This is a genomic window from Burkholderia sp. Ac-20384 (assembly GCF_017104605.1).
Lineage (GTDB): Bacteria > Pseudomonadota > Gammaproteobacteria > Burkholderiales > Burkholderiaceae > Burkholderia > Burkholderia lata.
Genome location: NZ_JAAGPE010000076.1, coordinates 25117 through 36446, shown reverse-complemented (window position 1 = coordinate 36446; position 11330 = coordinate 25117). Strand labels below are relative to the sequence as shown.

General features: G+C 65.0%; 11 protein-coding genes. 6 read left to right on the top strand and 5 right to left on the bottom strand.

What is annotated here, in order from left to right:
• Positions 1-1111, top strand: a 1111-nt coding sequence (locus G3O00_RS17175; protein ID WP_206143716.1) for a glycosyltransferase family 4 protein, incomplete at its 5' end; no start/stop codon positions are given.
• Positions 1112-1533: 422 nt separating this feature from the next.
• Here G3O00_RS17175 and G3O00_RS17170 read toward each other — a convergent pair.
• Positions 1534-2709, bottom strand: a complete 1176-nt coding sequence (locus G3O00_RS17170) for an acyltransferase (RefSeq protein ID WP_206143715.1) — start codon at positions 2707-2709, stop codon at positions 1534-1536.
• A 217-nt stretch (positions 2710-2926) separates the two neighbouring features.
• Here G3O00_RS17170 and G3O00_RS17165 point away from each other — a divergent pair, with 217 nt between their 5' ends.
• The 3 genes from G3O00_RS17165 (at position 2927) to G3O00_RS17155 (ending at position 4711) form a co-directional block, all read left to right on the top strand.
• Positions 2927-3070 (top strand): hypothetical protein, encoded by a 144-nt coding sequence (locus G3O00_RS17165; RefSeq protein ID WP_006479318.1) that lies wholly within the window; start codon positions 2927-2929, stop codon positions 3068-3070.
• Positions 3071-3300: 230 nt separating this feature from the next.
• Positions 3301-4188: a UTP--glucose-1-phosphate uridylyltransferase GalU gene (gene galU / locus G3O00_RS17160; protein WP_011355704.1), complete on the top strand. Its 888-nt coding sequence runs from the start codon at positions 3301-3303 to the stop codon at positions 4186-4188.
• Positions 4189-4477: 289 nt separating this feature from the next.
• Entirely contained in the window at positions 4478-4711 is a 234-nt protein-coding gene (locus G3O00_RS17155) for a hypothetical protein (protein WP_206143714.1), read from the top strand.
• Between the two features lie 67 nt (positions 4712-4778).
• On the opposite strand, the gene G3O00_RS17150 is transcribed toward G3O00_RS17155, so the two are convergent.
• Positions 4779-5897 (bottom strand): acyltransferase, encoded by a 1119-nt coding sequence (locus G3O00_RS17150; RefSeq protein WP_206143713.1) that lies wholly within the window; start codon positions 5895-5897, stop codon positions 4779-4781.
• 257 nt (positions 5898-6154) lie between these two features.
• Here G3O00_RS17150 and G3O00_RS17145 point away from each other — a divergent pair, with 257 nt between their 5' ends.
• The gene (locus tag G3O00_RS17145) at positions 6155-6604 is read left to right on the top strand and encodes an HU family DNA-binding protein (protein ID WP_122949246.1); all 450 of its coding nucleotides are present in this window, start codon (positions 6155-6157) and stop codon (positions 6602-6604) included.
• Positions 6605-6883: 279 nt separating this feature from the next.
• Complete coding sequence (locus G3O00_RS17140) at positions 6884-7675, top strand: AadA family aminoglycoside 3''-O-nucleotidyltransferase (protein ID WP_206143712.1); 792 nt, start codon at positions 6884-6886, stop codon at positions 7673-7675.
• A gap of 151 nt (positions 7676-7826) precedes the next feature.
• Here the strand turns inward: G3O00_RS17140 and G3O00_RS17135 are convergent, their stop codons facing one another.
• The 3 genes from G3O00_RS17135 to G3O00_RS17125 all read right to left on the bottom strand — a co-directional run bounded on the left by G3O00_RS17135 (position 7827) and on the right by G3O00_RS17125 (position 11188).
• A complete protein-coding gene (locus G3O00_RS17135) occupies positions 7827-8300 on the bottom strand; it encodes a VOC family protein (protein WP_174930525.1) in 474 nt (157 codons plus the stop codon).
• 390 nt (positions 8301-8690) lie between these two features.
• The gene (locus tag G3O00_RS17130; protein WP_174930524.1) at positions 8691-9848 is read right to left on the bottom strand and encodes a porin; all 1158 of its coding nucleotides are present in this window, start codon (positions 9846-9848) and stop codon (positions 8691-8693) included.
• A gap of 404 nt (positions 9849-10252) precedes the next feature.
• Entirely contained in the window at positions 10253-11188 is a 936-nt protein-coding gene (locus G3O00_RS17125) for a YihY/virulence factor BrkB family protein (RefSeq protein WP_174930523.1), read from the bottom strand.
• Positions 11189-11330: the final 142 nt, after the last annotated feature.

Below are 11330 nucleotides of genomic sequence, written 5' to 3'. Positions count from 1 at the left end.
GCTCGAGATCATGAAGCACATGCGCGCGAACGCCGACGTCCTGCTGTTCGACGACGGCCCGTTCCGCGCGGCGCTCGACGAGATCGGCGCGCGCGTCGACGTGGTCGACCAGGGCGCGCTCGCGGGCGTGCGCAAGCAGGGCGGCGTGTCGATTGGCGCGGTGAAGCAGCTCGTGCGGCTGGTGCGCGACGTCGCGCGCCGCGCACGCCGCGCCGAGGTGATCTACGCGAACACGCAGCGTGCGATGGTGGTTGCCGCGCTGGCCGGGCGGCTCGCGCGCAAGCCGGTGGTGTGGCACCTGCGCGACATCGTCAGCACCGACCATTTCGGCAGCAAGCAGTTGCTGGCGATCAAGTACTGCGCGCGGCTCGGCGTCACGCGCGTGATCGCGAACTCCGACGCGTCCGCGCAGGCGTTCCGTACGCTGACGGGCTTCACGCCGCAGCACGTCGACGTCGTGTTCAACGGCATTTCGGCCGAGCCGTTCGATGCGCTGGAAGGCGTCAGCCAGGCCGCGCTGCGCGCGCGGCTGGGGTTGCCCGAGCATGCATGGCTGGTCGGTTCGTTCAGCCGCCTCGCGCACTGGAAGGGGCAGCACGTGCTGCTGGAGGCCGCCGCGCGGCATCCCGACATGCACGTGGTGCTGGTCGGCGCGCCGCTGTTCGGCGAGGACGAATACGCCGCGCAGCTGCATCAATACGTTGCCCGGCACGGGATGGGCGCTCGCGTGCATTTCCTCGGGTTCCAGCGCGACGTGGCCGCGTGCATGACGGCGGTCGACGTCGTCGCGCACACGTCGATCACGCCCGAGCCGTTCGGGCGCGTGATCGTCGAAGGGATGCTCGCGCGCCGGCCGGTCGTCGCGGCTCGCGCGGGGGGGGTCGTCGAGATCATCGAAGATGGCGACAACGGGCTGCTCTGCGCGCCGGGCGATGCGACCGCGCTGGCCGATGCGCTGGATACGCTGAAGCGCGACGGCGCGCTGCGCGAGCGGCTCGTCGCGAGCGGGCGTGCGACGGCGGTGCGCCGGTTCGGCACTGAAACCTACGTGGAGCGGGTCGAGAAGATCCTCGCGGATACGGCGAAGGCCGCGAAGGCGAAGAAGCAGTAAGCGGCGCGAGCCGGCGGGAAGCGAGCCCTCATGCGACAGTGTGCTGCGTGGGGGCTTTGTGTTTCAGCGCCGGGGGCGTTTGTCGGGCGGGTGGTGAGCAGGTTGTTGTGCGCCGTATAGGGCGGCGTGCTTGGCCGATCGTTGATTGGGAGGGAGTGGTTGGCGACGGGAGAGGGTGGCGCGAGAAGGTGATGCCAGAAGGTGATGCCAGAAGGTGATGCCAGAAGGTGATGCCAGAAGGCCTCGCCCAGATAGTCCCGACGGTGAAAGCCGGTCGAGGACGGCTCATGCGGCCCGTAGCGCGGCCCGTCGCCGAAGGGCTACCCACGACGCCAACCCGGCATGCCAGCGCGCTCAGGCCATGAAAAAGCCCCCGCGCAGCGGAACGCCGCACGGGGGCTCGGGAAAGCGTGCCGGCCGGTTCAGATGGCCCGTTCGGGCGCCGGCGTGACAACGCGGGCGGGACGGGTCGGCTTGAAGCTGGCCGACCACGTCATCGCGGGCCGCTCGAACATCCGGTAGAACACGTACGCGACCGGAATCGCGGCGGCCATGAACGCGAACGACGGCCAGATCGACAACTGCAGCTCGGAATGGAACAGCACCGAGCCGAGGCAGACGAACAGCGGCAGGTGGATCAGGTACAGCGAGTAGCTGAAGTCGCCGAACCAGCTCAGCACGCGCAGCGGCGGCGTCGGGCGTGGCGGACGGGCGAGCGCGCGGTACAGGAAGCACGCGAAGCCGGCCGACCACAGCTGGAATGCGCCGTACTGGCCGAAATGGAATGCGCCGCAGCCGGCGGCCAGCAGCACGGCGGCCGCGCCGTACCACGCGCGCGACGGCACGGTGGCCGCGCCGCGCGCCTGCTGCGCACGCACGTCGGCGATCCACGCGCCGATCGTCCAGGACAACCAGTACGACGTGAAGAACTGCAGGTCGTGCCGTTCGAGCAGCCACGCCGACGCGACGTTGACGAGCGCGATCGCGGCCACGACCGCCGGCATGCCGATGCGCCGGCGGATCGCGAACAGCAGCGGGTAGATCGCGTAGAACTGAACTTCGAGCGACAGCGTCCACAGCGCGCCGTTCGATCCGTACGTGTAGCCGGCGACGCCCTGCAGCGAGAACAGGTTCACGAGGAACGCGACGAGGCCGACGTCGCGGATCTTGTGGCTGACAGGCTCGATCTGCAGGCTGACCGAGTCGAGCGCGAGCGTGAACAGCAGCGCGGCGAGCAGCACCGGGTAGATGCGCGCGAACCGGCGCACCCAGAAGTTCGGCGCATCGAGCCGGTAGGCGGGATCGGCCGCGAGCTTGAGCGCCGCGTTGCGGTGGATGCAGTAGCCGCTGATCACGAAGAAGATCGGCACGCCGGCGGAGCCCCACGCGAACGGGAAGGTCAGGTAGCCGGCGATCGCGCTCGGGGTGAGCGCATGGCCGTAAGCGTGATGGAAGCTCTGCATGCCGACCCAGACGACCTGGCGGCAGTGGAAATAAGCGACGAGCAGCGCCGCGAAGCCGCGCATCGCGTCGATTACGTGTTCCTTGTGATCGGCGACGGGCGGCGCGGTCAGAGGCGATCCGCTGAGAGCTTGCATGGGATTCGATTCCTTGCGACGGATGGACGGGAAGTTTCATCCAATCGTAATGCGCAAGAATTCGATCAATGAATAAAAAAATCTCGCCGGGAAATATCGGAATTCCACATCATGGTTTTATCGCGTTCAGAAAGCGGTTCCGCGAGGCGGGTCAATTATTTACCGATTTTTTTCTGATAGTTTGAAGCTCCAGTTGATTGATGCAAGGAGCGGCAAGATGGACATGCATTGGATCGCGAGCGCTGCAGTACTGCTGGTCATGGCCGTGCTGTCGGCGTACCGCGAGGCGCTGAAGAACGAACCGATTCGCCCGGGTCTCGAACGGGGCGGCGTGCCCTATATCGAGGAATTCGAATCGTAAGAATTTGTATCTGGAAAATCGGTAATTTGTTTCTGCTTCGGCACTCGGTCCGGCAATATCGACCGGGTTGAAAGGATTATATTTTTTCCGGAATCATTGGGCAATCAGTCCATATCGAAAATGAGCGGAGTCGAATTGGCAGTACCGTCGATTCTCGATATGCCGTTCGGAACACAATCGCGCCGGGTCGCAGGTCGATGCGGCGCAGTCAACGCAATCAGGATGCGAACATGTTGAAAGTCACCAAGGCCGTGTTCCCCGTTGCCGGTCTCGGCACGCGGTTCCTCCCGGCAACGAAGGCGAGCCCGAAGGAAATGTTGCCCGTCGTCGACAAGCCGCTGATTCAGTACGCGGTCGAGGAAGCGATCAACGCAGGTATCACCGAGATGATCTTCGTCACCGGGCGCAGCAAGCGCGCGATCGAGGATCACTTCGACAAGTCCTACGAGATCGAGGCCGAGCTCGAGGCACGCGGCAAGGAAAAGCTGCTCGAGCTCGTGCGCGGCATCAAGCCGAGCCACGTGAACTGCTTCTACGTGCGCCAGCCGGAAGCGCTCGGCCTTGGCCACGCGGTGCTGTGTGCGGAGAAGCTGGTGCACGGCGAGCCGTTCGCGGTGATCCTCGCCGACGACCTGCTGCATGGCGAACAGCCGGTGCTGAAGCAGCTCGTCGACGTGTTCGACCACTATCACAGCTCGGTGATCGGGGTCGAGACGATCCCGCGCGAGGACAGCCGTTCGTACGGCGTCGTCGAAGGCCGCGAATGGGAAGAGGACATCATCAAGCTGTCGGGCATCATCGAGAAGCCGGCGCCGGAAGATGCGCCGTCGAATCTCGGCGTGGTCGGCCGCTACGTGTTCATGCCGACGATCTTCGATCACCTGCGCAAGCTCAAGCCGGGCGCCGGCGGCGAGCTGCAGCTGACCGATGCGGTCCAGTCGCTGCTCGCGAACGAGCAGGTGCTCGCGTATCGCTACTTCGGCACGCGTTTCGATTGCGGCAGCAAGATCGGCTATCTCAAGGCCACCGTTGAACTCGCGCTCCAGCATCCGGAAGTGAGCCGCGAATTCGAGGCCTACCTGCGTACCTGTTTGCCCGCGCTGGCTGCTGTCGCCTAAGCAGTCGCGCGCTCCGTTGTTTCAGGTGGTGGTTGTTCCGTTGGCCCCGGCCGCTCGCGCGCCGGGGCTTTTTTGCGTTTGCGGGTGCCGGGTGCGTGTTCGTGGTGCGCGCCGTCGGCGAGTTTGCCGTGACGGGTTGGCTTCGCGAGCGGTGCCGCGTGCGGAGCGGGGCGCGCCGACAAGAACGGGCGCCACGTCTGAAACCGGTGCCGCGGCGGTCGACCGGATCGTCCGCTTGCGCGATGCGCATCGACAGTCGTGACCGTACGGATTCTGTCGGCGCCGGTCGATGACGCGCCGCAGCGTCTCGTTCGCCGAATGTCAGCTTTCGCGCATGGTCAGATTCGCGATTTTCCGTTCGATTGTTGCCGCGTCCGTGTGGTGTTTTACGCGCCGACGCGCTCGGCCGCGCGACAAACGCAGGGCCGGCATCGTGGCAACCGGCTTCTTGAAGTCGATCAGCCGCTTTATGACGCGACGCCACGTCTCGTTCGCCGGGCGTCAGCTCCCGGTTGTGACCTGAATCGCGGTTTCCACGTTCAATCGTTGCCGCGTCCGCGTCCGCGTCCGCGTCCGCGTTCGCGCAGCGTTCAACGCGCCGACGTGCCCGGTCGCGCGACGAAATGCCGGGCCAGCATTGCGGAAACCGGTTTCTTGAAGTCGAGCAACCGCTTTTCGAGATAGCGCCAGGACAGGTGCGCGAGCAGCACGGCCAGCGCGAATTGCAGTATTTCGGGCAGTGTGTCGCGGACGATTTCAGGTATGGCCACGTGCGCGACGTGCGCGGGCAGCACGCCGAAACGCGTCGGAATCAGGTTGTGGAACAGGTAGAAGCCGTAGCTGATCGTGCCGAGATAGACGAGCGGCCCCCAGTCGAGCAGCGCCACGACCGGGTGCTCGGGTTCGCTGACGATCCACAGCAGCAGCGCGCCGAGCGAGGCGGACAGGCCGAGATCCGCGAGCCCCGCGATCGCGTCGGGCAGGGCGGTGCAGGCGGGCAGCACGAGGAAGAACACGACGCCTGCCGCGCCGAGCCAGCCGGACGGAACGCGGCGCACGGCGGCTGCACCGCGATCGGCGAGCGCCATCGCACCGACGCCGCCGAGCGCGATCAGCGCGAAATTCCACGGGGAAAATGCATAGATCAGCACCGGCGACGCATCCGACAGGTAGAGCGCGAGATGCGCGAGCGCACACAGCACGACGGCCGCGATGCCGAGCGCGACGTGTCGCGCGGCGGGCACCGCGAGCAGTGCGAGCGGCGCGATCAGATAGAACTGCTGTTCAACCGCGAGGCTCCAGAAGTGCGACGTGGAGCCCGGCCAGCCGTCCTTGACGACGCCGATCCAGTAATTCGACAGGAACACCGCGTGCCACGCGAGCCCGAGATTGACGCCGCGCTGGTAGAACAGCGCGTGCGCGATCGCGAGCGCGGCGAGCAGCAGGTAATAGACGGGAAAGATCCGCAGCGCGCGTTTCGCGAGGAACAGCGCGAGCGCATGGCGGCGCGTCATGGTGCCGCACTCGACCGCCCGGCGGTTGCGATGCAGCTCACCGACGATCAGGAATCCGCTGATGAGGAAAAACGTCCACACGCCAAGCTTGCCGACGTCGATGGCAAGGACGTGGCCCTTGTGGGACAGGAAAACGAGGATGACGGCGAGGGCTCGCAGGCCGTCGAGTCCTTTGACGTATCTGGCTTCGCGCATGGAGGCATCCGGGCATTGAGCGAGCCCAGTATAGGTGCGCAAATATCGAACGTAATTCGCAATCGGGTGCCTACGTGAAGGCGTTTTTTGATGCTGGAGCGTCGATGAAATCGGTCGCATGCAAAAAAACCTGCGGGAAACCCCGCGAAAACGCATAAAAGTACTGCACGAAGCATCAAGGCGCTTGTAGAATCCGGCGTTGAAGCGCGCGCGTTGCACGCTTCGTGTATCCAACGACCACACCTGGTAGGAGAAACATGGCGACTTCCGCAAAAAAGGTGGCCAAGAAGGCTGCCGCACCGGTCACCAAGAAAGTGGCTGCCAAAAAGGCTGCGCCCGCGAAGAAAGTAGTAGCCAAGAAGGTTGTCGCGAAGGCGGCACCGGCTGCTCCGACGCCGCTGAAGGACAAGTTCACGAAGGCATCGCTCGCAACGCACATCGCTGAGCGCGCAGCTGTCGAAGTGAAGGCTGTCAAGGCAGTGCTCGTCGCACTCGAGAACGTCGTGCTGGGCTCGGTCCACAAGAAGGGCGCGGGCGAGTTCACGCTGCCGGGTCTGCTGAAGATCACGGCACAAGTCGTGCCGGCGAAGAAGAAGCGCTTCGGCAAGGATCCGTTCACGGGCGAAGAGCGTTGGTTCCCGGCGAAGCCGGCCAGCGTGCGCGTGAAGGCACGTGCGCTGAAGAAGCTGAAGGACGCGGCAGCGTAATGCCGCGCAGCGGTTGCCGAATGCATGTCGGCAGCCGTTGCGATGTCCGACGATCCCCGTACGCGAAAGCGTGCGGGGATTTTTATTGCGCTGCGCAAATCGCGCGACAGCGAAGCAGCGAAATGGCGGAAGGTCGGGTTCGACGCGTGACGCACGACGGAAGACGCGCCGCGCACGCGCGATGACGAACGGTAATCTTCTTCCGCGCATGCGGCGGATCCGCCGCTGCCCGTCGCGCTCGCTGCGGCGGTTGCGTGCGCATTGCGAGGCACACGCATCGTGACTGAATTCATTCCCGACGAAATCGCAGCCCAGGTCGCCGTCGCGTGCGACACGATCGATCGGCATCTCGGCGCGACGCTGAAGGCGATCCACCTGTTCGGATCGGCGCTCGACGGCGGGCTGAAACCGCGCAGCGACGTCGACTTGCTGGTGACGGTGTCCGCCCGGCCCGACGAGCCGACGCGACGCGCGTTGATGCTCGACCTGCTCGCGGTGTCGGCGCCGCCCGGTCGCGTCGACGGCATGCGCGCACTGGAAGTGACCGTCGTCGCGCACGATGAAGTCGTGCCGTGGCGTCACCCGGCGCGGCGCGAACTGCAGTTCGGCGAGTGGCTGCGTCGCGACCTCGAAGCCGGCATCGTCGAGCCGGCGCTCGTCGATCACGATCTGGCGATCCTGTTGATCAAGGTGCGGCAGCACAGTGTCGTGCTGGCCGGCCCGCCGGCGGCCGCGCTGTTCGAGCAAGTGCCCGCACGGGATTTTGTCGCCGCGCTATTGGCCACCGTTGCGCAGTGGAATGCCGAACCGGACTGGCGCGGCGACGCGTGCAACGTGGTGCTCGCGCTCGCGCGCATGTGGTACAGCGCCGCGACCGGCAGGATCGCGCCCAAGGACGTCGCTGCGACATGGGTGCTGGGGCGCCTGCCGGAAACATACCGGCCGGTTGTCGCGGCGGCGCGTGCCGCCTATCTCGGCGGCGAGGAAGAGGCGGCGATCCTGTCGGGCGAACCTCTCGCTGCGTTCATCGGCTACGCGCGGCGAACGGTCGAATTGATGCTGTCGACGTAGCGGCAGATGCCGCGCACGTGATCGGCTCGCGGGCGACGCCGATGAAGATCGTCGGCATTTGCGCGGCAGCCGCACGCGCATGCGGTCGAGTCGGACGCCGGTCGGCGACCCGGCGCGTCATCGCGCACGCGCTGTGCGTCGTGCTGTTTCGTCAGCCCGCCGTACCGGCGTAGGCGGCTTTCAGCGCGGCGTCGTCGAGCTTGATCATCTGCATCATCGCGGCCGCCACGCGCGTGGCCTTGACCGTGTCCCGGTCGGACACCATCGGGATCAGCGTTTCCGGAACGATCTGCCACGACACGCCGTAGCGGTCTCTCAGCCAGCCGCAGGCGTCGGCCGTGCCGCCGTTGTCGAGCAGCGCGTTCCAGTAGCGATCGAGTTCCGCCTGGTCGGCGCAACTGACCAGCAGCGAAATCGCGTGGTTGAACGTGTCGGTGCGCGGGTGGCTCATCGCGAAGAACGGCTGGCCGAACAGCTCGAACTCCACCATCCGCGTGCCGTCGGTGCCGGGCACCGCGGTGACGCGCACGATGCGCGAATCCGGGAAGATGCCCGCATAGAAGGCGGCGGCTTCTTCGGCTTCCGCCGCGTACCAGAGGAAAGGCGTGATCTTCTGAATCGTCATGGCGTATCTCCTGTCTGTATTGGCCGGGGCGCAAATCGCGTGCCGACCTCGATACGACGAATGAAGATGGTCGAAATCGACACGCCGGGGCGAATGGCCGTCGCACCGGGTCCATGGCACCGACAGTGCGGATGGTAGTCGTCCGGCGCGCACATGGCGAGAGCGCCCTGCATCAGGAAATCGTGTTGCCGGCGCATTGCAGCCGCCAGGCGCCGCTGCCGGACGGGTGACGTGCATCGGGTGCCCGGGTGTCGGCCGACGGCGGGGGCAGGCCATGCCGGCCCGCTGGCGACGGACGAAAAAAAGCCAGCCACGGTCGAAACCGATGACTGGCTTTCCAGTTCGGCGGCAAGGCGTCCGGGGACGCCATGCACACCGGATACGTCGTTTTTAGAACTTGTGGCGCAGGCCGAGTGCGACGATTTCCTGCGAGCTCTTGCCGGCGATGCCGTACGAGCCGACCGATGCTTGAGCATCGCTGCCGTCTGCGTTCTTGCCGCTTGCGTGCTGGTATGCACCAACCAGGTAGACGTCGGTACGCTTCGACAGCGAGTAGTCGGCGCCGAGCGAAACCTGATGGTACTTGGCGTCGGTCTGGCCGCTACCCTTCGTGTAGATGTAGCCGAGGCCGAGCAGCAGCGGTGCCGATGCCTGGTACGTGACGAACGCACGGCCCGTGTTGTACTTCTGGTTCGTGCCGAACGCCGAGTTCGCATCCGCCTTGTACTGCGCGTTGCTGTAGCCGAGACCGAACGTCACCGGGCCGAATGCGTACTGGCCGGCCACTTGTGCGATACCGATCGACGACGACGACGTGTATGCGTTGTTGATGAAGCTGCCCGAGCCGTCGAAGATCGCGTCCGACGAGCCGGTCCAGCCGGAGCGCAGGCCACCCGCGCCCAGCGGCGACGAGTTGTTGGCGTGGAAGTAGCCAGCTGCCAGGCCGAGCGGGCCGTTGTTGTAGGCTGCTGCTGCTGCCCACGTCTGGCCGCTGCCGGTTGCGCCGGCAACACCGCCGAATGCGTACAGAGCTTCGACTTGCAGGCCTGCCCAGACCGGCGACGTGTACTTCACTGCATTGCTGACGCGCAGGCTGTTGTCGTTGTTGTCGACGTCGCCCGGCGTGGCGAACACGCTGCCGAAGTAGTTGTCAGCCGTGACTGCCTGAACCAGGTCGACGAGCGGGTCATACTGACGACCCAGCGTGACCGTACCGTACTGGTTGCTTTGCAGGCCGACGAATGCCTGGCGGCCGAACATGCGACCACCTTGGCCCAGTGCGCCCGATGCCGAGTTGAAGCCGTTTTCCAACTGGAAGATCGCCTTCAGGCCGCCACCGAGGTCCTCGGAACCCTTCAGGCCGAAACGGCTGCCTTGCAGGTTGCCACTACCCATCGACCACGAATTGTTACCTTGACCGTCATTGCCATGAACATAGGTGATCGACGTGTCGATCACGCCATAAAGCGTCACGCTCGATTGAGCTTGTGCAGCGCCAGCGGCACCCAGCAGGGCGAGCGAGAGGGTCGAGAGAGCGAGTTTCTTCATCGTTGAGTATCTCCACGCAAGTGATTCATCGTTATTTGTTGCGGATTGGAGAATAGCTCAGTGCCATCGGCGCAAGAAAGCTTAAAAAATAAAGTGTCTCGAAAAGGTAACAGCGAGAAAAAGTCTATATATATCAAGCACATTAACGACTGTTTCTGTTTTTGAAAAAGTTGACATTTGCTGCAGTGCGATTGTTTCGATAGTTGATGCGTATCGCGGCAGGACCCCTGTTTGGGCCCGTTGCCGCACGGAAACGGAAGCTTGCAAACGTTTGCGGTTGCAGCAACGGATGCGCGCGCATGCAAAGAACGTGTCAACACCGCGCGAATGCGCTGTAGGCAGCGTGGTTGCAAAGCGGCGGACGCGTGTGAGGGGGGCGTGCCGCGACGGTGCGAAAGGGCGAGTCAGTCGTCGCGCGTGCGATCGGCGGGGCGATCGGTTTGTGCAGAAGCGCTCGGTGCGGCGGTACCCGCGAGCCGATGCGCGTTGCCGCGTGCTGCCGCGAATTCCGCGCCGAGCAGCAGCACGATCGCGGAGAAGTACAACCACATCAGCAGGACCGCGAACGATCCGGCTGCGCCGAATGCACTTGCGGTGCCTGCGTGCGCGAGGTACAGCGCGAACAGCTTCTTGCCGCCGGAGAACAGGATCGCGGACACGATGCCGCCGATCGCGGCGTCGCGCCACGCGACGCGCGCATCGGGCAGGAATTTCATCAACGACGCGAACGCGGCCGCGAGCACCGCGATGCCGACGAAAAACTGCACGAGGTTCGTGACGATCACATACGGCGAATTGCCCAGCAGCCAGGTGCCGACGAACGTGATCGCGGTGTCGAGCACGAGCGACACGATCAGCAGGAATGCGACACCGAGCACGAGCCCGAACGAGATCAGCCGCACGCGCACGAGCCCGAGCATGCTCGACCAGCGGTTCTCGGTGGCAGGCCAGATCACGCTGAGCGCGGCGCTGAGCGACGCGAAGGTGGCCGACGCGCCGATCGCGAGCGCGGCGAACGAGATCAAGGTGGCCAGGCCGCCGCGCTCGCCCGCGCGGTGCGCGTTCTGCACGATCGTCTGGATGCTGGCCGCCGCGTCGTCGCCGATCAGCTGGTGCGCCTGTTCGAACACCTGGCCGCGCGCGGCATCGTCGCCGTAGAACCAGCCGGCCACCGCGATCACCATCACGAGCATCGGCGCGAGCGAAAACGCGGAGAAAAATGCGATGCCCGCGGCCATCGCGGAGCAGCGGTCGGACGAGAAGCGCCTGAACGCGGTGAGGGCCCAGTTGGCCTGTTGTTGCGCGAGACGGGTGGCTTCGGAGGTGATCTGTCGTTTCATGACGGTTCGGTGGCGCGCGGAACGCGGATCATCGTTGGTAATCAGACAATTCAGTATTGATCCGAGGATTCGAACATAGTTGCGCGAACTGTCTATAATTCCTTTCAGTTTCCCCACCCCCACAATAACGCCGAGACCAGCC